The sequence below is a fragment of the Robertmurraya mesotrionivorans genome (assembly GCF_050971805.1).
Taxonomy (GTDB): Bacteria; Bacillota; Bacilli; order Bacillales; family Cytobacillaceae; genus Robertmurraya_A.
The window spans coordinates 116,256-140,849 of the sequence record NZ_JBPCCH010000005.1 but is presented as its reverse complement, the minus strand read 5'-3'; the positions used below and the strand labels follow the sequence as shown (position 1 = coordinate 140,849).

At 36.6% G+C, this 24,594-nt stretch carries 27 protein-coding genes; 15 read left to right on the top strand and 12 right to left on the bottom strand.

Annotation, left to right across the window (positions count from 1 at the left end):
- Positions 1-64: 64 nt before the first annotated feature.
- Positions 65-787 carry a hypothetical protein gene (locus ACRX5O_RS11055; RefSeq protein WP_433906001.1) on the top strand — a complete coding sequence of 241 codons (723 nt, stop codon included), beginning with the start codon at positions 65-67 and terminating at the stop codon, positions 785-787.
- 40 nt (positions 788-827) lie between these two features.
- On the opposite strand, the gene ACRX5O_RS11050 is transcribed toward ACRX5O_RS11055, so the two are convergent.
- Positions 828-2,990, bottom strand: a complete 2,163-nt coding sequence (locus tag ACRX5O_RS11050; protein WP_433906000.1) for a PAS domain-containing protein — start codon at positions 2,988-2,990, stop codon at positions 828-830.
- A gap of 267 nt (positions 2,991-3,257) precedes the next feature.
- On the opposite strand from ACRX5O_RS11050, the gene yhfH reads away from it, so the two are divergent.
- The 3 genes from yhfH (at position 3,258) to ACRX5O_RS11035 (ending at position 6,452) form a co-directional block, all read left to right on the top strand.
- On the top strand, positions 3,258-3,395 hold the full coding sequence (gene yhfH / locus ACRX5O_RS11045; protein ID WP_119708660.1) for a protein YhfH: 138 nt from the start codon (positions 3,258-3,260) through the stop codon (positions 3,393-3,395).
- A gap of 146 nt (positions 3,396-3,541) precedes the next feature.
- On the top strand, positions 3,542-5,356 hold the full coding sequence (gene pepF / locus ACRX5O_RS11040; protein WP_433905999.1) for an oligoendopeptidase F: 1,815 nt from the start codon (positions 3,542-3,544) through the stop codon (positions 5,354-5,356).
- 844 nt (positions 5,357-6,200) lie between these two features.
- Positions 6,201-6,452 (top strand): transcriptional regulator SplA domain-containing protein, encoded by a 252-nt coding sequence (locus tag ACRX5O_RS11035; protein WP_119708662.1) that lies wholly within the window; start codon positions 6,201-6,203, stop codon positions 6,450-6,452.
- Between the two features lie 30 nt (positions 6,453-6,482).
- Here the strand turns inward: ACRX5O_RS11035 and ACRX5O_RS11030 are convergent, their stop codons facing one another.
- The 5 genes from ACRX5O_RS11030 to ACRX5O_RS11010 form a co-directional block, all read right to left on the bottom strand.
- Positions 6,483-6,764 (bottom strand): cold-inducible protein YdjO-related protein, encoded by a 282-nt coding sequence (locus ACRX5O_RS11030; RefSeq protein ID WP_433905998.1) that lies wholly within the window; start codon positions 6,762-6,764, stop codon positions 6,483-6,485.
- Between the two features lie 42 nt (positions 6,765-6,806).
- Complete coding sequence (locus tag ACRX5O_RS11025) at positions 6,807-6,920, bottom strand: YjcZ family sporulation protein (RefSeq protein WP_119708663.1); 114 nt, start codon at positions 6,918-6,920, stop codon at positions 6,807-6,809.
- A 32-nt stretch (positions 6,921-6,952) separates the two neighbouring features.
- Positions 6,953-7,060 carry a YjcZ family sporulation protein gene (locus tag ACRX5O_RS11020; RefSeq protein ID WP_084361915.1) on the bottom strand — a complete coding sequence of 36 codons (108 nt, stop codon included), beginning with the start codon at positions 7,058-7,060 and terminating at the stop codon, positions 6,953-6,955.
- A gap of 82 nt (positions 7,061-7,142) precedes the next feature.
- Positions 7,143-7,505 (bottom strand): hypothetical protein, encoded by a 363-nt coding sequence (locus ACRX5O_RS11015; protein WP_433905997.1) that lies wholly within the window; start codon positions 7,503-7,505, stop codon positions 7,143-7,145.
- Between the two features lie 51 nt (positions 7,506-7,556).
- The gene (locus ACRX5O_RS11010; RefSeq protein WP_433905996.1) at positions 7,557-8,405 is read right to left on the bottom strand and encodes a formate/nitrite transporter family protein; all 849 of its coding nucleotides are present in this window, start codon (positions 8,403-8,405) and stop codon (positions 7,557-7,559) included.
- Between the two features lie 355 nt (positions 8,406-8,760).
- On the opposite strand from ACRX5O_RS11010, the gene ACRX5O_RS11005 reads away from it, so the two are divergent.
- Together ACRX5O_RS11005 and ACRX5O_RS11000 are read left to right on the top strand one after the other, a co-directional pair.
- A complete protein-coding gene (locus ACRX5O_RS11005; protein WP_119708665.1) occupies positions 8,761-9,462 on the top strand; it encodes a Crp/Fnr family transcriptional regulator in 702 nt (233 codons plus the stop codon).
- Between the two features lie 177 nt (positions 9,463-9,639).
- Complete coding sequence (locus ACRX5O_RS11000; RefSeq protein WP_433905995.1) at positions 9,640-11,124, top strand: aldehyde dehydrogenase family protein; 1,485 nt, start codon at positions 9,640-9,642, stop codon at positions 11,122-11,124.
- Positions 11,125-11,178: 54 nt separating this feature from the next.
- Here the strand turns inward: ACRX5O_RS11000 and ACRX5O_RS10995 are convergent, their stop codons facing one another.
- Positions 11,179-11,280: a YjcZ family sporulation protein gene (locus ACRX5O_RS10995; RefSeq protein ID WP_119708667.1), complete on the bottom strand. Its 102-nt coding sequence runs from the start codon at positions 11,278-11,280 to the stop codon at positions 11,179-11,181.
- A 161-nt stretch (positions 11,281-11,441) separates the two neighbouring features.
- Here ACRX5O_RS10995 and ACRX5O_RS10990 point away from each other — a divergent pair, with 161 nt between their 5' ends.
- Positions 11,442-12,044 (top strand): SCO family protein, encoded by a 603-nt coding sequence (locus ACRX5O_RS10990; protein ID WP_433905994.1) that lies wholly within the window; start codon positions 11,442-11,444, stop codon positions 12,042-12,044.
- A 30-nt stretch (positions 12,045-12,074) separates the two neighbouring features.
- Here ACRX5O_RS10990 and ACRX5O_RS10985 read toward each other — a convergent pair whose 3' ends face one another.
- Positions 12,075-12,209, bottom strand: a complete 135-nt coding sequence (locus tag ACRX5O_RS10985) for a hypothetical protein (protein ID WP_276131113.1) — start codon at positions 12,207-12,209, stop codon at positions 12,075-12,077.
- A gap of 209 nt (positions 12,210-12,418) precedes the next feature.
- On the opposite strand from ACRX5O_RS10985, the gene ACRX5O_RS10980 reads away from it, so the two are divergent.
- On the top strand, positions 12,419-14,038 hold the full coding sequence (locus ACRX5O_RS10980) for an ABC-F family ATP-binding cassette domain-containing protein (RefSeq protein WP_433905993.1): 1,620 nt from the start codon (positions 12,419-12,421) through the stop codon (positions 14,036-14,038).
- Between the two features lie 28 nt (positions 14,039-14,066).
- On the opposite strand, the gene ACRX5O_RS10975 is transcribed toward ACRX5O_RS10980, so the two are convergent.
- On the bottom strand, positions 14,067-14,198 hold the full coding sequence (locus ACRX5O_RS10975) for a YuzL family protein (protein WP_119708670.1): 132 nt from the start codon (positions 14,196-14,198) through the stop codon (positions 14,067-14,069).
- Positions 14,199-14,345: 147 nt separating this feature from the next.
- Here ACRX5O_RS10975 and modA point away from each other — a divergent pair, with 147 nt between their 5' ends.
- Both modA and modB read left to right on the top strand, forming a co-directional pair.
- Positions 14,346-15,116 (top strand): molybdate ABC transporter substrate-binding protein, encoded by a 771-nt coding sequence (modA, locus tag ACRX5O_RS10970; RefSeq protein ID WP_433905992.1) that lies wholly within the window; start codon positions 14,346-14,348, stop codon positions 15,114-15,116.
- A 4-nt stretch (positions 15,117-15,120) separates the two neighbouring features.
- Entirely contained in the window at positions 15,121-15,774 is a 654-nt protein-coding gene (gene modB / locus ACRX5O_RS10965) for a molybdate ABC transporter permease subunit (protein WP_433905991.1), read from the top strand.
- A gap of 25 nt (positions 15,775-15,799) precedes the next feature.
- Here the strand turns inward: modB and ACRX5O_RS10960 are convergent, their stop codons facing one another.
- A complete protein-coding gene (locus ACRX5O_RS10960; RefSeq protein WP_433905990.1) occupies positions 15,800-16,960 on the bottom strand; it encodes a D-alanyl-D-alanine carboxypeptidase family protein in 1,161 nt (386 codons plus the stop codon).
- Between the two features lie 234 nt (positions 16,961-17,194).
- Here ACRX5O_RS10960 and ACRX5O_RS10955 point away from each other — a divergent pair, with 234 nt between their 5' ends.
- The 3 genes from ACRX5O_RS10955 (at position 17,195) to pflA (ending at position 21,026) form a co-directional block, all read left to right on the top strand.
- A complete protein-coding gene (locus ACRX5O_RS10955; protein WP_433905989.1) occupies positions 17,195-17,647 on the top strand; it encodes a cupredoxin domain-containing protein in 453 nt (150 codons plus the stop codon).
- Positions 17,648-17,997: 350 nt separating this feature from the next.
- Complete coding sequence (pflB, locus tag ACRX5O_RS10950; protein WP_433905988.1) at positions 17,998-20,223, top strand: formate C-acetyltransferase; 2,226 nt, start codon at positions 17,998-18,000, stop codon at positions 20,221-20,223.
- Positions 20,224-20,285: 62 nt separating this feature from the next.
- On the top strand, positions 20,286-21,026 hold the full coding sequence (gene pflA, locus ACRX5O_RS10945) for a pyruvate formate-lyase-activating protein (protein ID WP_433905987.1): 741 nt from the start codon (positions 20,286-20,288) through the stop codon (positions 21,024-21,026).
- 35 nt (positions 21,027-21,061) lie between these two features.
- Here the strand turns inward: pflA and nadE are convergent, their stop codons facing one another.
- Positions 21,062-21,862, bottom strand: a complete 801-nt coding sequence (gene nadE, locus ACRX5O_RS10940; protein ID WP_490885383.1) for an NAD(+) synthase — start codon at positions 21,860-21,862, stop codon at positions 21,062-21,064.
- Between the two features lie 36 nt (positions 21,863-21,898).
- Entirely contained in the window at positions 21,899-23,368 is a 1,470-nt protein-coding gene (locus tag ACRX5O_RS10935; protein WP_433905985.1) for a nicotinate phosphoribosyltransferase, read from the bottom strand.
- 178 nt (positions 23,369-23,546) lie between these two features.
- Here ACRX5O_RS10935 and ACRX5O_RS10930 point away from each other — a divergent pair, with 178 nt between their 5' ends.
- A complete protein-coding gene (locus tag ACRX5O_RS10930) occupies positions 23,547-23,837 on the top strand; it encodes a hypothetical protein (protein WP_433905984.1) in 291 nt (96 codons plus the stop codon).
- Between the two features lie 27 nt (positions 23,838-23,864).
- Positions 23,865-24,563, top strand: a complete 699-nt coding sequence (gene yidC, locus ACRX5O_RS10925; protein ID WP_433905983.1) for a membrane protein insertase YidC — start codon at positions 23,865-23,867, stop codon at positions 24,561-24,563.
- Positions 24,564-24,594: the final 31 nt, after the last annotated feature.

Below are 24,594 nucleotides of genomic sequence, written 5' to 3'. Positions count from 1 at the left end.
ACTTATCATAACATAAAGCAAGGGTTCCACCTATTTACTTTTAATTCCATAAAGGAGAGATTTGATGCCGTTAAATAATCAAAATCCGTTAATACTTTCCAATCAAGGAGAACCAAACTCCAATCAGACCATATTCCGGTATTCCTATTTTCAAGAAGTACTGCAAAACCAAAAAATGACTAACTCTACTTTATCACAATCCATTGAATCATTTCATAGCACGCTTAGTGAAACCACTTCCTCTCAGCAGATAAAATTTAATGAGTTACTACAAGAAATCAGCCGATCAGAACAATCTTTACGGCAAATTGCATCAATAATGATTGAACAAAGTAAAACCAATCAAAAAATTCTTGAGAGACTGGATAAGCTTGAAAAAGAAAATGAACTTGTCCTTAATGAAATTACAAAAGAAGGGCTTATGCATGAAGCAATGGTGGATCAATTATCTTTACAAGATCAGCGTTTACTCGAGCTTAGTTCAACACTGTCTTCACACGAACAACAAACAGTTGAGTTAACAAAACAACTACATGTACATGAAAATATGTACGAAGAGATTTCAGAGAAAATGGGATTACAAGAGGTATTTCATCAAACAGTGATGGAAAGGCTAGACCATCAAGAGGCCATTTCGGAAAAAATTCAAAGACAACTCGATCATTTAAAGACTGCCATTTATGAGAGAGCATCACACTTGGCGGAAAAAATAGAGACGAACTTTAGCAAAGTTGCTAAACCTGTTCATCGATTTTTTGTACAAAAAGAAAAAAACGAGCAAAAATAATAAAGAAAAACCCCAGTTTTATAATGACTGGGGTTTAAGCTTAAGCCGTTTTTGCAGGTAATATGATATTAAAGGTGGTGCCTTTGTTTATTTCACTTTCTATATATACTTTTCCTTGGTGGCTCTCAATGATTTTAAAGCTAACCATTAATCCTAGACCGTTTCCTTCCTTTTTGGTTGTATAGAACGGTTCACCAATCTTTTTGAGCTTATCCTCTGGTATCCCAACCCCCGTATCTTGGATTGAGATTTGTACTTGGTTATCCTCGACACTTACTTTAACGGTTAATTCCCCACCATTCGGCATAGCTTCAATACCGTTCTTTACAAAGTTCAGAAACACCTGTTTTAGTCTATCTTCATCACACTCGATTTGAATGATTTCCTCATTTGCTTCAAAGCTCATTTTCACATGCTTTTTTCGTGCTTCGAATTCTAATAGTGAAAGTACATTTTTTATAATCGTGACGATATTTTTTTCTTCAAGTTCTACTGCCTTAGGCTTGGCAAGAACCATAAAATCTTCAACAATCGTATTTACACGACCAATCTCATCAAGAATAATCTCAATAAATTCTCTTCTTTGTGGATCGGTTTCATCCTCTAATAGAAACTCTCCATATCCCTTCATAGAAGTTAGAGGGTTTCTTATTTCATGGGCCACCCCGGCAGCTAACTGACCAACAGCAGCAAGCTTATCCTGACGATGAAGTGTTTCTTCTGTTTTCTTTCTTTCAGTAATATCATTTCTTATAGCAAGATATTGATACGGTTTCCCTTTTTCATTCATGAACGGGATGATGGTTGTATCGACCCAATAGTAAGTTCCGTCCTTTGCTTTGTTTCTTATTTCACCTTTCCAAACATGTCCGTTCCCTATTGTACTCCACAACTCCTTAAAGAAAGCTTTGGAATGGAACCCCGAGTTTAAGATGTGGTGATCTTCCCCAATAAGCTCTTCACGTGAGTATTTAGAAATCTCACAAAACTTATCATTCACTTTTGTAATTTTTCCCTTTTCATCTGTAAAAGCAACAATGGAGGATTGATCTAAAGCAAAATTTATGTCGTTGACTTCTTTTAACGAATCTTTTAATTTCTCTTCTGCTAATTTTCTATTGGTGATATCATGACGAATCGCGACATATTGATACGGTTTGCCGTTTTTTCCCAGAAACGGAACAATGGTCGTATCGACCCAATAGAAGCTTCCATCCTTCGCTTTATTTCGAATTTCCCCTTTCCAAACTCTTCCTGAGCTAATCTCTTTCCAAAGTTGTTGGAAATAACTACGTGGATGGCACCCCGAATTTAATATCCGATGATCCATACCGAGAAGCTCTTCTCTTTGATACTTAGAGATTTCAACAAATTTGTCGTTAACAAAGGTAATTTTCCCTTTTGGATCTGTAATAGCAACAATGGAGGATTCGTCTAATGCAGCTGTGATATCTTTAAGATTTGTGTCAGTAATAGCCAACTTTCTACTGATAAATGCTGAAGACGAAATTAACCCTATTAAAATGACTATCGATAAGAAAAGAACAAAATAAATAAATAACCGTTCATCGTACATATTCCCTAATTGATCCGTATTTTTAAACCTAATAATTGCAGCTGATTTTACAAGTAAAAAATGCCCTTCCACAATAGCTATTGTTAATACTAAAGCTGCTAAAGGCTTCATCCAAATGCGATGACTAACTGAAAAGTTTTTAGCAAAAAACAACATCCAAAATACGAACCAAAAAGATGCACACATCAAAACAAGAGCAACGATAAGGATAAGGGGATCATAAGAAAATGTGATTTCCAGTCCTAACATCCCAACCATATGAACGAACAAAACTGCACAAGTCATAAAAATACTTCCTAATAACAGACTAGTTCTATGGAAGTGATGTATTGTAACAGTATAAAATGCAAGCCCTACAAAGCTAATACCAATTATCAGTGATAACAAAATGAGTGGAATACGATAATGAAAGGAAGCCGCTCCATCTATAGTAAGCATTCCGATAAAATTCATTAACCAAATACCAACACCCATCGATAAGGTACCGGCAATTAATAAAAACCTCCTATTTCTTTCGGAGGAATGAAGCATTGCAACAAGGTTCATTGAAGTATAGGAAGCCATTATCGTTAAAATAAATGCAGAAAAAATTAAAATAGGATTGTACGATCCAATAATTTCTTGCATAAAAAGAGATGCCTCCTTTTCAGAAACAGTTTATATCTACTTGATTTTAATGGATAGATACCGTTTATAAAAGAAAAAGTTTTGTTTTTTGTCACAATTATTTTCTTTTGTTTTCCCACCGAAAATGATATCTTAGTACATTTCGCTTATTTATAAAATATTTTGAATTTTTTATGAAAAGGGTCTACACATTTTGAATATCCTCGTGTATACTGTACTATAACAAAAGAAATTAAAATTATCTGTATTATATAAGGAGGAGTAAAAATGTTAATGAGTCCAGTTGAGTTTTTCCGTACATTACCGAAAAAGGTTTGTCCCGAGTGTGGTCAACATGTACATGAACAGGCTGAATCGTACATCTTGGAATGTGACAGATGCCTTTCAAAGAAAATGGAAGAGTAACAGGTAACTGAGCACGGTGAGGTTAGATAATCTCACCGTTTTTTTGTGTTGATTTGTTAAAATATTTAGAAAAATCATTCCAAATCATGTATACTTACACTGTATATACTTAGGAATACGAAATACATAGTTGGGGAGGAAAGAAAATGAAGAAAACATCTGAAAAAAGGTATTTACGTGAAGAGGTACCCGAGCATTTAACATGGGACTTAAGTGATTTGTTTGACTCTGAAGAGACTTGGCAAGACAATCTCAAATTGGTGGAAAACGATCTAATTCTATTTGATGCTTTTAAAGGAAAAGTAACCGAAAACTCCGCTACTCTACTCGAGTGTTTAGAACAACGTGAAAAGTTAACCCATAAGTTAATAAAAATTTCTACTTTTGCTTCTTTAAAGCAATCAGAAGATGGAACAAATCCAATCAATCAGGAAAATGTTGGAAAGCTTTCATCGCTACTATCAAAAATAAACTCATCATTATCTTTTATTGATTCAGAGTTACTAAAACTTGACGAAGTGACCCTTTCACAATTCGTACAAGAACAACCGAATCTCCTTCCTTTTCAGAATATGCTAGCTGATTTACTAGAGACAAAAAAATACCGTTTATCCCCTGAAACTGAAGAAGTACTTGCTGCTCTAGGGGAAGTTCATGGAGCACCTTACCAAATTTATCAAACAAGTAAATCTGCCGATATGACTTTTTCTTCGTTTTTAGACGACGAAGGAAACGAGTTACCAAATAGCTTCGCTTTATTCGAAGACCGATATGAATTTTCACCAGATCCAGTAGTGAGAAGAAATGCCTATGAATCATTTGTTTCTACATTAAGCAAGTACAAAAATACGTACGCTACTGTGTATGCAACAGAAGTAAAAAAACAAGTCGCTTTGTCTATATTACGAGGTTATGACTCTGTAACAGATATGCTTTTACATCTACAAAAAGTTGAGAAAGTTACCTACGAGAATCAATTAGATGTTATTCAAAGGGAGCTTGCTCCGCATATGAGAAGGTTTGCTCAGTTAAAGAAGCGTGTTCTTGGTCTTGAAACGATGAGATTCTGTGATTTAAAGGCACCTTTAGATCCATCTTTTAATCCATCTACGACCTATGAGGAAGCAAGCCAAGTGATTTTAGAGGCATTAAAAGTAATGGGGCCTGAGTATAGTAGCATCATGAAGAAAGGATTAACGGAAAGATGGGTTGACTTAGCTGATAATGTTGGGAAATCAACCGGAGCGTTCTGTTCTAGCCCTTACGGCTCCCACCCGTATATTCTAATAACTTGGACAGACACCATGAGAGGTGCTTTTGTACTTGCCCATGAGCTTGGACACGCAGGACATTTTTATTTAGCAAACAAAAATCAACGAATCATGAATACTCGCCCTTCCATGTATTTTATTGAAGCCCCCTCAACAATGAATGAAATGCTTTTGGGTGACTACTTGCTCTCTCAAACGAATGATGTTCAAATGAAGCGCTGGGTTGTATTACAATTGTTAGGAACGTATTATCATAACTTTGTTACACATCTTCTAGAGGGAGAATTCCAAAGAAGAGTTTATCATTTTGCTGAGGAAGGTGTGCCATTAACAGCAAAAACACTTTGCGAACAAAAAGCAAATGTGCTAACTGACTTCTGGGGAGATACAGTGGAAATCGATGAAGGTGCAAGTCTTACATGGATGAGACAGCCTCATTACTATATGGGACTATATCCATATACGTATTCCGCTGGCTTAACTGCTTCAACTGCTATGGCTCAGTTAATAAAGGAAGAAGGTCAAGCGGCTGTTGAGCGTTGGCTAGAAGTGTTAAAAGCTGGGGGGACTCTGCGTCCATTAGAGCTGCTAAAACATGCTGGAATTGACATGTCCACACCAGCTCCTATTGAGAAAGCCGTAAGCTACGTAGGTACATTAATTGATGAACTAGAAGCAAGCTATCAATAATAAAAATGGCACAGATTACTTTTACGTAGTCTGTGTTTTTTAGAGTAAATAAAAACTCTCTAGCTAAACTAGAGAGAAAGTCAACATCTTAGGGGACCCAACCATTTTTCACCAGCTTTGCTTCCGGTTTAGTTATTTTCCTACTTCAAATAACAAGGTTAAGCTTTTTTAAAACTTGGCTGATGTGTGTTTGTTCCGTTTTAGGATTACGTTGGATGGTCTCACTTACTTAGCGAAGTGAGAAGGTATTCCTTCCGTATAACAAACAGCCTTATTAAGTTTTAATTTTTTAACTCACATACACATAATTGAAGCTTTATTAGAATTCTATAAAGGAAGTTGTAATTTCCATAACCAAATTTTCCGTTTTTGGTCTACTTTTTAACCCAAGGCGTTGGCTTCTTTCCCATTTATTATTTTCTCGTAACTATTTTTTTCATAACACTATATAGCTACAATACTTAAAATGAGAATTTCAGCTTCAGGTCTTTGCTACTTATTAAGTAGCTTTTTACTGAATAAGTAGTGATTAAAAAGTAGGGATTTTACACTTTACCTTTCTTTTCACCGCTTCATGGATTATGTGTGGACTTTATAGTTTACTCGTTCTCGATACACTTACTTACGGAACGAACACTATATGGTTGAGTCTCCTAAAATGTTAACTCCTTTCTTTTTTTGACTTGTTTTTCTTTACACTCTTATTATATCACCTAAAAAACGGAATACTCCCCATAACTGTGATAGTTATGTGAACGTTTTCATGTCTTTCTGAAAGAATAACACTTGAACTTGATGAGAACGATATATATATGCTCATCAACTAAAAGGAGGTGATCATGAGATGGAGATGATCAATCCAAAAGAGGTCAAAGTAGGTGATGAGGTGTTTGTGATTTACAATAACCCACATACTCCGACTGTATCTAATATACGAGCCGCTGAAATCGTACAACATCCTCATAATCCCGATGCAGTCGCCTTATTTTTAAATGAGACCTTTCATGTAATTGAAGATGACGATGCCCTTTTTGCTTCTGAAGCTGCTGCTGAACAAGCATTTAATGACCACTACTTTAATTCGGATACACACTAAAGAAGCAAGGCTACGCCTTGCTTCTAAACCCTAATTGATTTTGGGCAGCTCTCTAACTTCCATTGTTGTGTCGTGTCCGCACAGTGGACATTTTAAATCGGAGCTTGCAAATTCTTTTCTCATCCAACCAATACAATCGTTATCAGCACATGTATACACTTCAATATCCATTAAAATATCTTCTGGTTTTTCTTCTTGAGCTTTTCTGTTAAAGAACATAGCAATTGCCCCCATTCTAGAGATTCTTTCGTTCTTTTTATTTAGTATGTACAATTTATTATATTTTAAAAGTATTTTTTCCTGTGTATCCAAAAACAAACAACCTGCCCATTAGAGCAGGTTGTTTATTTGTTCTTATAACCAAGAGGCGCCTACAATGATTAATAAGATAAATAATACGACGATTAACACGAATCCTCCGTATCCATAGCCACATCCACCATAACCATATCCGTAGTTATAGCCCATACCTTTCAACCCCTTTTATTATAAATTACTTATTAATATCCCCATCCTACATATGCTGCTCCTACAATAATCAATAGGATGAATAAAACGACGATCAAAGCAAATCCACCGCCGTAGCCGAATCCAGCTTCTGCGCTCATTACTTCCACCTCCCATGACATCTATCGGCAGTATATGTGTGGCAAAGTTGTCCTGTATGGGCGTTTTCACTAATTAACAAACTTACCAGAAAAAGAATGGCAGGAATGCAAGTCCAATGATTGCTCCAATAGCAATGCCTGCAGCAAAACCACCGTAGCCATATCCATAACCTCTTCTTCCCCATGGATAAGCAAATCCTCCGTAATTCCCTCTATTTCCTTGTCCAAATGGTTGTAGATATACTCTTGAATTAGTAACACGATGGATCATTCCAGTATGAGTTCTACCATCTCTTGTTGTTATTCTTACTGGTCTTCCAACACCGCCACGGCACATTTCATAGTAGTTTCTATTTGACACTTTCTCACCTCCGATGGTTTGTACACATTTATCATATGTGACCACTGGGAGTGACGTACGTACAAACGCACAGGGCTTCTCCATCAAAAAAACTCCTTGAACTATATCAAGGAGTGATTGCATACCATTAAATTCTTACATTTTCGCTACTCTCTTCTCTGAAACGGAAAAAGAAACTTCATTTTCTAGTACTTTCTTATCTTTAACAACAGGCTTTTTATTTAGGTACACATAGAAAGCTCCGACAAAAATACTTCCGCCAATTAAATTTCCAATGGTTACAGGTATGATGTTATGGATAGCTGACCCTATTGTAATCGTTTCTGGATGTGGAACCATTAGTGCAATACCAAATAGTGCCATATTTGCAATGCTGTGTTCATAGCCTGAGATAACAAAACCAAATACAAGTAAGAGGGTTAAAAGGACTTTTGCTACGTCACCTTTTACATGCATTGGTAACCAAATGGCCAAACATACGAGCCAATTACAAAGAATCGCACGAAAAAAGATTTCCAATGTATGTCCGTGCATCTTATAACTTGCAACGTCCATCAAAAGCTGCGATTTGTCTGGTGATAAAAATAAACCTGATAGCATGATCAGAAGAGAAAAAAACAATGCACCTGCTAAATTTCCAAAGTAACAGGCCACCCAGACTTGGAACGTCTCATACCAGGTAGTTTCCTTTTTTAACGTTCCGATGGTCATTGTCATTGTGTTACTAGTAAACAACTCCGCCCCACCATAAATAATCATTACTAGTGCAGTCCCAAAGAAAATAGCTACCAACATCATGGCAGATGGAGACCCGGCATCAAAGAAAAATTCCCCAGTCTTATAAGATACCATGATTCCGAAACCAATATAGACCCCAGCAAGCATCGCTTTAATAAAGTAATGTAGTTTAGAAGACATCCAAGTATCTCTTTTTTTCTTAGCGTTTAATGCCGCTTCCTCAATGGGTGTAAGCTCATTATACATGTTCAGGATCCTTTCTCTTTTCAAAATGTGAAAAACGTCACAATATTTACTGTCATTTTACCCCTCATTCCTGCTTTTGTTAATAGAAAAACTATTGAACGCTTCGTGACTCTTTATGAAGCGGTTACATATTCCCTTTTTCATCATTTAAGTATTGAAAACTAGGGTTTTCAATATAGGAATATTAAAAACTCCCCTTACTCCCCTGTTACAAATATCACTCTTTTAAAGAGATTTTAAATTTAACGTGATTTCTGTCACAAAACGTTAACTCTTTATTAAGTAAACTATATTGACCAGCTACATGACATTCTTTTAAATAAAATATATGGCCAGCGCTTAAAGGAGGATACCGATGGTGAATCAAAAATATAAGGAAGAATTGTCCTACGAACTTGGCGAATTATTAAAATCGGCTGAACGAATTGTACCTATAAAAAAAGGAAGCTATCTGTTTAAAGAAGGACAAGAAGCAAGAGAAATGTATATTATCTTATCAGGTAAGGTTCAAATATCTAAAATGAACGCCGAAGGAAATGAACTGAGTTTAAGACTTTGTAAGCATAATGATATTGTAGGGGAACTAACCTTATTTACTGTGGATCCAAGGTATATATTTAATGCTAAAATAATAGAAAATGGTGAAGCAGCAGCCATTAATATTGCTGATCTTGAACAAGCCTTTTTTAAAAATAGCCAGTTGGCTTTTGAATTCCTCCGATGGATGAATGATCATATAAGAAAAACCATTACTAAGTTTCGTGATTTGGTGTTAAATGGAAAAAAAGGTGCACTCTATTCTACCATTATCCGGTTATGTAATAGTTATGGTGTATTAAGAGAAAATGGAATTGAAATATCGGTTCCATTAACAAATCAAGATCTAGCGAATTTCTGTGGTACAGCAAGAGAAAGCGTTAGTAGAATGCTGACTGAATTAAGAAAGAACCATATTATATCTATTAGCAAAAAAATAATTACTGTCCATGACCTAGATTATTTAAAAAAAGAAATAGATTGTGAGAACTGTCCGATTGAATATTGTAATATTGATTAATCGTAATCGCCTATTTTAGGCGATTATTTTATTTTTGTCGAAAAATCGTGTCAAACATTATCGGAATATTCCCTATATTTATGATTGAAAAGTAGTTTTATAAAATGATAGTATTAACGTTGTAAGCGTTGTCATAGTTTGGAAATTACTTAACCATTTAATAGCGGGAGGGAAACAATGAGTCAATTAACTGTTCAATTGCATGAAAAAGTAGAAAAGTTCCTATCAGGTAAAAAGAAGCTCTTTATTAATGGTGAATTCGTCGAGAGTCAAACTCAAAAGACATTCGAAACCTATAACCCTGCTACTGGCGAAGTGCTTGCAACTGTTTTTGAAGCCAATGAAGTAGATGTAGACCTCGCTGTGAAGGCAGCTAGAAAAGCTTTCGATGAAGGTCCTTGGTCAAAAATGGGTAGCGCTCAAAGAAGTAGATTAATGTATAAGCTTGCTGACCTAATGGAAGAAAATGCAGCTGAACTGGCTCAACTTGAGACATTGGATAACGGTAAACCAATTAGAGAAACAACGAATGCTGATATTCCTTTAGCTGTTGAACATATGCGATATTATGCTGGCTGGGCAACAAAAATTGTTGGGCAAACTATTCCGGTTAATGGGCCGTACTTTAACTATACACGACACGAAGCGGTCGGGGTTGTTGGACAAATTATCCCTTGGAATTTCCCTCTTCTAATGGCAATGTGGAAGCTAGGTGCTGCACTAGCAACAGGATGTACAGTCGTACTAAAACCAGCTGAGCAAACACCTCTTTCTGCCTTATACTTAGCTGAGTTAATTCAAGAGGCAGGCTTCCCTCCAGGTGTTGTCAATATCATTCCTGGATTCGGTGAAACAGCAGGTCAACCGCTTGTTGACCATCCACAAGTTGATAAAATTGCTTTCACAGGTTCAACTGAAATTGGGAAAATGATTATGGAGAGAGCAGCAAAAACCTTAAAGAGAGTAACCCTAGAACTAGGCGGAAAATCGCCAAACATCTTGCTGCCAGATGCTGATCTTTCAAAAGCAATTCCTGGAGCACTAAATGGGGTTATGTTTAACCAAGGTCAAGTGTGCTGTGCGGGTTCTCGTGTCTTTATTCAGAAAAAGCAATTTGATAATGTTGTTGCTGATATGGTGAGTCATGCGAAGAATATAAAGCAGGGGGCAGGTCTACACTCTGACACACAGATTGGACCTCTTGTTTCAAGTACACAACAAAAACGCGTTCTTGGGTATATTGAAAAAGGAATTGATGAAGGAGCCGAGCTATTAGTTGGTGGAAATAGTCCATTTGAGCAAGGATACTTTGTTTCACCAACGATCTTCGCCAATGTTAGTGACCAAATGACGATCGCTAAAGAAGAAATATTTGGTCCTGTTATTTCTGCCCTTCCATATGAAGACTTAGATGAGCTTATTGCTCGTGCTAATCAAAGTGAATACGGCTTAGCTGCTGGGTTATGGACACGTGACGTAGCTCAAGCACACTACGTAGCCAACAATTTACGAGCTGGAACGGTTTGGGTTAACTGCTACAACGCATTTGATGCCGCTTCTCCATTCGGTGGTTATAAGCAATCTGGTCTTGGTCGTGAAATGGGCTCTTATGCACTCAACAACTATACCGAAGTTAAGAGTGTATGGATCGGTATGAATTAATAACCACAAGAAAAGCGAGAGGGTCTTCCCTCTCGCTTTTTTTATAAACAAATATTAGTAGCCGTAGCCTCCACCGAAGAATCCTGCCCCAACAACGATTAGCAAGATAAACAGGACAACGATTAAAGCGAAGCCGCCTCCATAATTTCCACTCATGATATTTAACCCTCCTCTATAGCCTTTTCACTCCTAGTGTATTCAGACGGGATGTCAACGGTATAGATGAATGTCCTATATGGGATCAATTAAATATGTTCACAATATGTCCATAGGATTTTCCTTCAAGATTCATTATCTTAAATAGAGGGGGGATGTTCATGAAGAAAATATATATGATTTGTTCAATTATTATCATCGTTGGTATAACTGCTGGTATATCCTTTTTTCTAATTCGTGATGCCAATGCAACAATTCCTGACGATATCGTTTTAACGACAATGAACAATGAAAGCTTTGATTTTAGTAAAACAGAGAAAAAAATAAAACTTGTTGAATTCATGTATACGCATTGTCCTGATATTTGTCCAACCACAACATTGAAAATGAATCAATTAAAAAAGGATCTTGAAGAGGAAGGCGTATTCGGAGATAAGATTCAATTTCTAACCGTTAGTATTGATTCCTATCGTGACACACCAGAAGTGATGAAAAGTCACATGTCCCATTTTGAAATTAAAGACGATGGAAACTGGATATTCTTAACTGGAGACCCCAATAATATTAAGGAAGACCAAAAGGATATTGAACGTTTAGCCAATACCTTTCAGTTTCAATATAGAGATCCAGGTGATGGATTCTATGTCCACTCTACTTTCGTTTTTCTAGTAGATGAAAACAATAAATTTATTAAGAAATTCCCTATGGGTGATGATTTTAATCGAGAAGATGTCTTTCATAAAATTATGAAGGAAATACAATAAAACGAGCGGCGTCAATAGCCGCTCGTTTTATTAATTTGTTGTAGAAGATAATTTCGCCTGTTGCTGTAGTAGGAGAATTGATTTTGGGCGAGGTTTTGAAAAGCTTACCTTGATTCCTGACCCCTTTAACCGATTAACTAAGTCTATTAATTGTTTTTTAGCCATATTAAAGACTCCTTTTCCGATCTGATTAGCTTTATTGTACATGATAAATATGAAAAAAATATGAAATTTCATCATTTTTTTCTATGAAAATAAAACTTTTATTTAAGGTTGATTTTTTTGGCAATGATGATGATATAGAATTTCATGCGAACAACCAGTAAAAAGTGTTATAATGAAAATTATTGTTTATTTTGTTTGGAGGAAAAGAAATGATTACAGTAACAGACGTAAGCCTACGATATGGTGACCGTAAACTATTTGAAGATGTAAATATTAAATTCACTCCTGGTAATTGCTACGGATTAATTGGAGCAAACGGTGCAGGAAAATCAACATTTTTAAAAATCCTTTCTGGTGAAATAGAGTCACAAACCGGTCAAGTTTCGCTTGGACCTGGAGAAAGATTGGCAGTTTTAAAGCAAAACCACTATGAATTCGAAGAAGAAGAAGTAATGAAAGTCGTTATCATGGGCCATAAGCGTCTATATGAAGTTATGCAGGAAAAAGATGCTATTTATATGAAAGCGGACTTTACAGATGAAGACGGAATGAAAGCTGCTGAGCTTGAAGGAGAATTTGCCGAGCTAAATGGTTGGGAAGCCGAATCAGAAGCTGCCATTTTATTAAAAGGGCTTGGAATCACTGAGGACCTTCACACGAAAAAGATGGCAGATATTTCAGGTTCCGATAAAGTAAAGGTACTTCTTGCGCAAGCTCTATTTGGTAAGCCAGATGTTCTTTTACTTGACGAGCCGACGAACCACCTAGACATAAAAGCAATCCAATGGTTAGAAGAATTTCTAATTAACTTTGAAAATACCGTTATTGTTGTTTCCCATGATAGACATTTCCTTAATAAGGTATGTACGCATATTGCGGACTTAGACTTTTCGAAAATCCAAATCTACGTTGGAAACTACGATTTCTGGTATGAGTCAAGCCAGCTAGCACAAAGAATGGCTCAGGACCAAAATAAGAAAAAAGAAGAAAAAATTAAAGAACTTCAAGCATTTATCGCGAGATTTAGTGCTAACGCATCTAAATCAAAGCAAGCAACATCAAGAAAAAAATTACTTGATAAAATTTCTTTGGATGACATTCGTCCATCCTCTAGAAAATATCCGTATGTTGGTTTTACTCCTGAAAGAGAAATTGGAAACGACCTGTTACGTGTTGAAGGAATAACAAAAACAATCGACGGAGAAAAAGTTTTAAACAATGTTAGCTTTGTAATGAATAAGGAAGATAAAATTGCACTTGTTGGAGCAAATGAACTTGCTAAAACAACCTTATTCAAGATTTTGACGGGAGAAATGGAAGCTGACAGTGGTACGTATAAATGGGGTGTAACTACTTCTCAGGCGTATTTCCCAAAAGACAACACTTCTTACTTTGAAGGAAGTGAGCTTAACCTGGTCGATTGGTTACGCCAGTTCTCTCCAGTGGATCAAAGTGAAAGCTTCCTTCGTGGGTTTTTGGGAAGAATGTTATTTTCAGGTGAAGAAGTATTAAAGAAAGCTAGTGTTCTTTCTGGAGGAGAAAAAGTGCGCTGTATGCTTTCTAAGATGATGTTAAGTGGTGCGAATGTACTTCTTTTAGATGAGCCAACTAACCACCTTGACTTAGAATCCATCACCTCTGTAAATAATGGGTTAATAAACTTTAAAGGTTCACTTATGTTTGCATCACATGACCATCAATTTATCCAAACCATTGCAAATAGAATTATTGAAATTACACCGAACGGCATCGTAGATAAGCAAATGACTTATGATGAGTATTTAGAAAATAGTGAGATTCAAAAACAAGTAGAAGAAATGTATAAATAAATTTAAAAGAGAGCCAATTGGCTCTCTTTTAATGTCTTTTTGTTTTTCGTCTTGCACTATCTTTTTTTGTCCCAGCCATTTCATTTTCTGTCGTGCCTTGCCCTTCAACTTGCGGAGAACTTAATCCAACGGTAGAAGGATCTTTTTTTCTATTTGACATAATGAAAACACCTCCTCTGTTATTTTCTTATATTTCTATGGTTTTTATCCGAACCCTTAGACAACTTTTTTTAATTGTCTCTGTCACAACTGTCTAAATTTCGCTATAATTTTTTGTATGCATAATAAATAGGAGGCTTCTTTACTTGTGAGAAAAATAACCATTGCCATCCTCATTTCATGCTTGTTTAGCTTATTAAGTTCCTGCAGCCAAGAAAAAGAGGAACCTATTCAATTGACGATCTCAGCTGCAGCAAGTATGAAAGATGTGTTAACTGAGCTTAAAGAATTATACGAACAAAATCATCAGGTTGAGCTTCTATTTAACTTTGGTGGTTCTGGAGCATTAAAGGAACAAATTATTCAAGGAGCACCTGTTGATCTATTTATTTCAGCATCAAAGGATCATGTAGATGAGTTAGTAGAAAAACAAAAAATACTTACTAATTACCACTCTCCGTTAGTAGCTAATTCCCTTGTTCTAATTACACCGAAGAATGATAACAGTATTCATTTGAGACTCTCTAATCTTCAGGATCAGTCAATTAAAAAAATTGCTATAGGAATACCAGAAACGGTACCTGCTGGAAGTTATGCGAAGGAAGTATTGCAAAACGCTAAATTATGGAATCTAATTGAAGACAAACTAATATATACGAAAGATGTTTCTCAAGTTCTTACATATGTAGAAACGAAAAATGTGGATGCTGGAATGGTTTATAAAACAGATGCCTTAACATCAAAGAAAGTAGAAGTGACTGAAAACATAAATCCGTCTCTTCACTCCCCTATAATGTATTATTATGGTGTCTTAGAATATACAACCAACAGCAAAGAGAGCAAATCCTTGTTTGATTTTCTACAATCACCAGCTGCACAACAAGTATTTAAAAAATATGGATTTAACGTATTGGATTGATTATATGAATTTACAATTTTGGTCACCAGTGCAACTCTCCTTAACAGTTGCCTCGGTTTCACTACTTTTTGTGATTATTTCTGGAGTGTTCGTTTCTAGGATTATGTATCAATCTTTCTTTAAAGGTAAAACCATTATTGAAACAGCACTTCTTTTACCTATCGTCCTACCCCCTACCGTTGTTGGATTTTTATTAATCATGATTTTTGGTGTTAATAGTCCTGTAGGGCAATTCATTGAACAAATTTTTAAGCAACCCGTTATGTTTACCTGGTGGGCAGCAGTAATCGCTTCAACAGTTGTTGCCTTCCCTCTTATGTATCAATCATGTAAGACCGGTTTTTTATCGGTAGATAGTGAAATAGAGGATGCAGCAAGAGTTGACGGCGCTGGGGAATGGAAGGTTTTTTTATTTATCGCTCTTCCGTTGAGTATAAAGGCAATTGTTTCTGGTTCTATCCTTGCGTTTGCCCGTGCTCTTGGGGAATTTGGAGCAACACTCATGTTCGCTGGAAACATACCTGGAAAAACCCAAACCCTTCCAACAGCCATATATGTTGCCTTTGAGTCTGGTAATAGTAGTCTCGCTTGGTCCTGGGTCCTTCTGATGATCTTTTTATCGTATATTATGCTTTATCTATCAAGCCATATAAAATAGCCATGAGCATACTCATGGCTATTTTTCATCCATTCAATATTCGTTTTTTCCACATTCCTACGAATGCTCCAATTAACGCAAATCCTAATCCAATTGATATGGCTTTCATCATAATAGGTGTAGTATCACTCGATGTGGTTTCTCCTATGATAGATTCGCTCTCTGTTGCTGTTTTGAGTTTATATTTAGCTAAAGAGATCGTTTGGATCTCTTTATTCGAGGAATCAAATACAGCTAAATCTCCCTCTTTTGTTACATCCACTACAGCAGAACCAGTAAGAGGTTCTGTTATATATAACGGATCCGTCACAACAAACTTATCCTTTTCACTTTCAAATGTTGTATTCACAGGAATAGTTGAAGTTTTATAGTTAGAAAATCCAAAGCTTAACAAATTAATTGTATCATTATAAATATCACGTTTATACGTAGCTCCTAAACCAATGACTGTTAACCCAATTTGACCATTAGAAGCAGTCGTTGCTAACGTTTGCCTTGATTCATTGACAAAACCAGTCTTTCCACCTGTAATACCTTCGAATGGAATTTCTCCCTTCAAGAGTAAATGATGTGTAAACAAAGTCGTATCCCATGATTGACCATCCCAAGCCAAATCTTTTGTTCCGAAAATTTCTTTAAATGTTTCATTTTTTAGTGCGTAATTCGTGATTAGACCTAAATCATACGCTGTTGTATAGTGGTTTTCATCAAAGAGTCCATGCGGATTCGTAAAATGAGTATCCTTAACTCCAACCTCATTTTTTAAAAATTCATTGATATTTTTTTCGTATGTCTCCATGCTACCGTCAATATGAAGGGCAATGGCAGCAGCTGCATCATTTCCTGAGTTAATAAGCATACCTTGAATCAATTTCTTTAAAGTAACTTCTTCTCCCTCATTTAAATATACTTTAGTTCCCTCAACTTCAATAGCTTCACTACTTACTTTTACCACTTCATCTACTTTTACAGTTTGAATTGCGTAAATGGCAGTTGCAATTTTTGTTAAACTAGCAGGATACATACGTTCATGCTCATTTTTTGAGTAAAGGACCGCATTGGATTGTGAGTCCATTAATATTACCGAATCGCTTATTATGGACAGCTCGTCCATTTGCTCAGCAAACACTTGATTTGCACTTAATGCAAGGATAGATAGAAAAATAAAAGATAGTTTTTTTATCACTGTATGCACACACCTTGTTTGAATTCAGTCTTTTTCGATTGTACCAAAAAAATAACATGTAAACGTATAAATTATACATTTGTTACGAAATTGAAAAACTAGGTAATATTTCGTGCTTTATAACGAAAAACCGATACTAAGGTCGTAAATTTACATTCATAGAAAAAGTATAGACAAGTTTCCATTACCTTGATGCATATAAATTAGTAGAAATAAATTTTTTGGAGGGGTACGATGCAGTTTCTAGTCGTCAAAAAACGTTCTATTATTTTTTCACTTCTTCTGTTAGGTTTGGTTTTCTCCGCCTCCCTTTGGATTTATTTAAACATGGGCAGCGAAACAGTCGTTCAAACATCGGTCAATGATTCTACGAGAGAGATTCATTTAGTCACTGGCGAGTTTGAAGCGACAACTAAAGATGGAAAAGAAATCGAAGCGTATCGCTTTGACCCTGGCACCATCTTTCTTCAAAAGGGTGAGAAGGTAAAATTAAAGATTATGGGAATAAACGGTGCTAATCATCCGTTTATAATTGAGGGTACAAACATTAGCGGTAAAATTCTTCAAGGAGAAGAAACCGAACTAGATCTCCAGTTTCAAAAGAAGGGTGTCTATCGATTGGTTTGCTTAACCCACCATGATTCAGATTCAAATGGACCAATGACGGCCTATATTGTTGTTAATTAACACTTGTAGACGATTGTGTGTAACACGCACAATCGTTTTTATATGCCTCGATCAAACTGTCAAAATATCTACATAACCTAATTGACCACGAAGATATTTATCACGTTACAATAGTGTTATTAATAATAACTTTTTGTATAACAGATTTCATTTTTTACCGAATCATTATAGTACAGTTTTCTTTTTTCACCATTCCGTCACATAACGAACCACTGACAAACCTAATGTTCATAACATTGTCAAAATGTCACCTAGATTATGTGATGTATTTCACTAATTATCTGTTATACTTCAAGTATGATGTATTTGTATCATCTGTTATATAAACATTTACTAAGAGGTGGACTCAAATGGAACAGTGGAAAGGCTTTTCAGAAGGTACTTGGAGAAAAGAAGTAAACGTTAGAGACTTTATTCTAAGAAACTTTAAAACGTACGAAGGAAATGATTCCTTCCTCGCAGGCCCTACTGAGGCAACAACAAAATTATGGGATCAAGTAATGGATTTAACAAAACAAGAAAGAGAAAACGGTGGCGTTCTTGATATGGACACTGAAATCGTTTCTTCTATTGTTTCTCACGGTGCAGGGTATTTAAATCAAGATTTAGAAAAAGTTGTTGGTGTTCAAACCGACAAACCGTTCAAACGCTCTTTACAGCCTTATGGCGGAATTCGCATGGCACAACAGTCTTGTGAATCTTACGGTTTTGAATTAAATAAAGACGTTGAAAAAATCTTTACTGACTACCGTAAAACACATAACCAAGGTGTATTCGATGCTTATACTGATGAAATGAAAATGGCACGTAAGGTTGGTATCATTACTGGTTTACCGGATGCATACGGACGTGGTCGGATTATCGGTGACTACCGACGCATTGCTTTATATGGTGTAGACTTCTTGATTCAAGAAAAGAAAAAAGATCTTGCTGGCACAACTCCAGTAATGAAGGAATCTGTTATCCAGCTTCGTGAAGAATTGTCAGAGCAAGTTCGTGCCCTTAACGAATTAAAGAAATTAGCTGCAAGCTATGGATTTGATATTTCTAAACCGGCTACCACAGCAACTGAAGCTTTCCAATGGTTATACTTCGGATACTTGGCAGCTATTAAAGAACAAAACGGAGCAGCAATGAGTCTTGGACGCGTTTCAACTTTCTTAGATATTTATATTGAAAGAGATTTAGAAAACGGTGTACTTACTGAGCAAGAAGCACAAGAATTAGTTGACCATTTCGTTATGAAGCTTCGTCTAGTAAAATTTGCTCGTACTCCTGATTATAACGAACTATTTAGTGGAGACCCAACTTGGGTAACGGAGTCAATCGGTGGTGTTGCAAATGACGGACGTGCATTAGTAACGAAAAACTCTTTCCGTTTCTTGCATACTCTTACTAACCTAGGACCGGCACCAGAACCAAACCTAACAGTACTTTGGTCTACTCGCCTTCCAGAAGGCTTCAAAAAGTTCTGTGCGAAAATGTCAATCGAAACAAGTTCAATTCAATATGAAAACGACGATATTATGCGCCCAGAATGGGGAGACGATTACGGAATTGCATGCTGTGTGTCTGCAATGGAAATTGGTAAGCAAATGCAGTTCTTCGGTGCTCGTGCAAACCTTGCAAAAGCACTTCTATATGCAATTAATGGTGGTAAAGACGAAAAACATAAACTACAAGTAGCACCAGAGTTCTCCCCTATCACTTCTGAAGTCCTAGACTATGAAGAAGTTATGGCGAAATTTGATTCTACAATGGATTGGTTAGCTGGTCTTTACATTAATACACTAAACATCATCCACTACATGCATGATAAGTACAGCTACGAAAGAATTGAGATGGCTCTTCACGATACAAATATTCTTCGTACAATGGCAACAGGTATTGCTGGACTAAGTGTTGTTGCTGACTCATTAAGTGCGATTAAATACGCTCAAGTTCGTCCAATTCGTGATGAAAACGGTATTTCTGTTGACTTTGAAATTGAAGGCGACTTCCCTAAATACGGAAACAATGATGATCGTGTGGACAGCATCGCTGTTGATTTAGTTGAGCGTTTCATGAAAAAGCTTAAAAAGCACGAAACGTATAGAAACTCTATGACTACTATGTCAATTTTAACAATCACTTCTAACGTTGTGTACGGTAAGAAAACAGGTAACACACCTGATGGTCGTCGCGCTGGTGAGCCATTTGCTCCTGGTGCAAACCCAATGCACGGTCGTGATACAAAAGGAACTCTAGCTTCTCTTGCATCTGTTGCTAAGCTTCCTTATGCTTACTCATTAGACGGTATTTCTAATACTTTCTCCATCGTACCTAAAGCATTAGGGAAAGATGATGACAGCCGTGAAAATAACCTTGTAAGTATTCTTGATGGCTACTCAGTTAAGCAAGGACATCACTTAAACGTAAACGTATTTAATCGTGAAACATTGCTTGATGCTATGGAGCACCCAGAAGAATACCCACAGTTAACGATTCGTGTATCAGGTTACGCAGTTAACTTTATTAAGTTAACAAGAGAGCAACAAATGGATGTTATTAACAGAACATTCCATGGATCACTATAAAAAACTGATGTAGGGAGATTGCTAACATCTCCCTACCTGATAATTGAGAGGAGTTTTTCATCATGAACGGAAACATTCATTCAATCGAAACATTTGGAACAGTAGACGGACCTGGAATTCGCTATGTCGTATTTACACAAGGTTGCTTGCTTCGTTGCCAATTTTGTCATAATGCGGATACTTGGGAAATCGGAACTGGAAAACAGATGTCTGTTTCCGAAATCATCGATGATTTAAAAACATATCTACCTTTCATCGAATCATCAGGTGGCGGAATTACTGTTAGCGGTGGCGAACCGCTTCTACAAATTCCCTTTTTAATTGAACTCTTTAAAGAATGTAAAAAGCTTGGGATACACACAACCATTGATTCTTCCGGCGGCTGTTTCTCACACGCGGAACACTTTCAAGCAAATCTTAAAGAGTTATTACAATATACCGACTTAATTCTGCTTGATATCAAACATATTGACCGAAAAAAGCATATCTCCTTAACCGGAATGGCAAATGAACATATACTAGAATTTGCTCAATTCTTATCTGATCATCATGTTCCAGTATGGATACGCCATGTTCTTGTACCAACTATTTCAAATGATCGTAACGATCTTCAAAAACTTGGTGAATTCATCGGTACACTTAAGAATGTTAAAAAGGTCGAAGTTCTTCCGTATCATGAGCTTGGAGTATATAAATGGGAAGCTCTTGGAATGGAGTATCCATTAAAGGATATTCAACCACCAAGTGATGAAGAAGCCCAAGAGGCTCTTGAGCTTTTAACTGCTACAGTTAAATATGCATAATGAAAATGGGGAGCAATTTTTTGCTCCCCATCTTTTTATTTCCACCAATCATCAAACATTGTTGTAGGCGGTCGTCTTTTATGTTCTGTTATGAGATATCGCTGTTCAATTTTCTCTGCTACCTCATTTGCCACTTCTTTTCCTTCAAGAAAATCATCCAGTTCCTCGTACGTAATTCCGAGTTCCGTTTCATCGGCTTGACCAGGCTTTTGATCCAATAAATCAGCTGTTGGAACTTTTAAATAAAGACGTTCATCAGCACCGAGTTCTTTTAGTAGCTCGCGCCCTTGTCTCTTTGACAGTCCAGATAGCGGCAGCAAGTCTGCACCGCCATCACCATATTTTGTAAAGAAGCCCGTAACAGCTTCGGCTGCATGGTCAGTTCCAACTACCAGTAAGCCTTCCTGCCCTCCGATTGCATATTGTGCAATCATCCGCATTCTCGCTTTGACGTTCCCTTTATGATAGTCCCGTAACGGCTCTCCTACCGTTTTTTGATCATATTCAAACTTCACTGCGTCTACTGCTTCCTTAATATTAAAGACAAATTCCTCATCCGGCTGTATGAACTTCAGAGAATTTTGTGCATCTTCTTCATCTTGTTGAATTCCATAAGGTAAGCGTACAGCAATAAATTTACATTCATAGCCTTCTTGTCTTAGCTCCTCCACAGCTAACTGCGACAATCTACCAGCTAAGGTACTGTCTTGTCCCCCGCTAATTCCTAATACTAAACCTTTTGCGTTTGTTTTCTTCACATATGCCTTTAAAAAAGTAATGCGTTCGTTCACCTCTTGGCGAGCATCAATAGAAGGCTTCACATGTAACTCATTCATAATAAGACTTTGAATGTTTCTCAACTCTTCTCCTCCTTATCTAATATTCTGAGATTTAATATTCGCCTTAACTTCTTCTATATTTCTTATTTTGTTATCCCAACATTTTTGACTCAAATCGACTGGGTATTCCTCTGGGTTTAGTGCTCTTGTATACTCCTCCCACAACAGTTGGAGATTTTCTTTTACGTAATTTTGCATTTGTAGCAAACTAGGCACTTCATACACAAGCTTTCCGTTAATAAAGATATCCTCATGAAGATCCTTGGCAGTGAAATTTGTAATAAACTTACTGATATAAGTGTGTATAGGATGGAACATTTTAATTCTAGATTCAGCTTCTGGATGTTCCTCATCCATCGTAATATAATCGCCTTCGGATTTATGATTTTCATTATTAATAATCCGGTATACCCTCTTTAGACCAGGGGTAGATACCTTCTCAGGATTACCACTAATTTTAATTGTATCAACGAGCTCTCCATTTTCCCCTTCTATCGCCACGAGTTTATATACGGCACCTAACGCAGCTTGATCATAAGCAGTGATTAGCTTTGTACCTACTCCCCACGTATCAATCATAGCTCCTTGAGCTTTTAAGTTGATGATGGTGTACTCATCTAAATCGTTTGAGGCAATTATTTTCGTCTCCGTGAATCCAGCTTCGTCAAGCATTTCACGAGCTTTTTTTGAAAGATACGCAAGGTCTCCACTATCGAGACGAATACCAAGAAAATTAATTTTATCACCAAGTTCCTTAGCAACCTTTATCGCATTTGGTACACCTGATCGTAGTGTGTCGTATGTATCTACTAAAAACACACAGTCCTTATGTCTACGAGCGTATTTATGAAAAGCAATATACTCATCCTTATATGCTTGGACCAAAGAGTGAGCATGGGTGCCAGCTACAGGAATGCCAAACATCTTTCCTGCACGAACATTTGAGGTAGCCTGGAAACCTCCAATAAAAGCTGCTCTTGTACCCCAAATAGCTGCATCCATTTCTTGAGCTCTTCTAGTACCAAACTCCATTCCCACTCCATCACCGATCACTTGTTTAATCCTCGATGCTTTCGTTGCAATTAACGTTTGATAATTTATAATATTAAGCAGTGCCGTTTCAATGAGCTGAGCCTCTGCTAATGGAGCTTCCACTCTTAATAACGGCTCATTTCCAAAAGCAATTTCCCCTTCAACCATTGAACGGATATTTCCTGTAAAGGTTAACGTTTTTAAATAATCAAGAAAGTCTTCCTTATAATGAGCAGCCTCTCTTAAATATTCAATATCGCTATCTGTAAACCGAAATCCTTTTATGTAATCAATGACTCTTTCTAAACCTGCAAAAATAGCGTAGCCATTTCCAAAAGGCAAATTTCTAAAATATAAGTCAAATACTGCTTTCTTGTTGTGTATCCCATCCTCCCAATAAGTTTCTGCCATATTGATTTGGTACAAATCCGTATGTAAGGTCAAGCTATCGTCTGGATAGTCACGTTTCATTACTAAAATCTCCTTAACTTCAAAAATGCATTTTAACCTATCATAGCGAAACTACCTTTAAATGTCACGATTTTAGATAAATTGTCAAAATAAATCCTTATTATCTTCGTATTTGCACAGGAGTTTATGATTTACTATACTTATAAGGAGAACATTCAAAAGAAGTGAGGTGATTTCGATGGATGAGATTCTCTTTGACTTAACGAATTTTTCAACACTGTATACCATTTATGCATCTGTCGTGATCAGCTTAATCCTTCGATTGATTTGGATCTGGAATATAGAGTATCACTTTCTTGACACTGTGTGTTCCTCGACAGATCTTAGCTCGGAGAAGAATCAAATCTTCTATGATCGGGCGTACGTTCACCAATTACACCCTGCTCTCGTCTGGATATGTCGCTACATTAGACGAAAAGTGGCAGGTAGTGATGATACAGATAGCTTCTTTCCTCCTTCATCGAGATAAAACAAAAAAGATACGGAGGAAAGATAAATGAGTGAATTTTTTCAAACAGTATTTGTCAACACATTCTCAACCGCCATTCATGCCATTGCGATGATTTTTAACGGAAGCTTCGGTTTATCTATTATATTTCTTACATTAATTGTTCGCCTTCTTCTCATGCCACTTATGCTTAAGCAGTATAAAAGTCAACAGCAGATGAAAGAGAAAATGGAGGCACTTAAGCCTGAATTAGATGTGATCCAAGCAAAAATAAAGAAAACAAAAGATAGCAAAGAGCAACAAAAGCTACAGCAAGAAATGATGGGTTTATACCAAAAACACGGAGTAAATCCGTTAGCAATCGGTTGTCTACCCATGCTCATTCAAATGCCTATTTTAATGGGATTTTACTACGCGATTCGGGGATCTCACGAAATTGCAACCCACTCATTTTTATGGTTCAACTTAGGTGAGTCAGATATTTGGATTACTGCTATTGCTGGTATTGTGTATTATTTACAATTCAAAGTGTCTATGTCTAACATAAGTGGTCAACAACAGCAGCAAATGAAATTCATGGGACTTCTTTCACCTATTATGATTGTCATGTTCTCATTTAATGCACCTGCTGCTTTACCTCTCTATTGGGCAATTGGGGGTACTTTTCTCATTATCCAAACACTAATAGGAAAAAAATTATACCAAACACCTGCGCCATCACTTACAGCTAATACAGAAAAGGCATAGCTAAAAGGTCTGCTCTATTAAGAGCAGACCC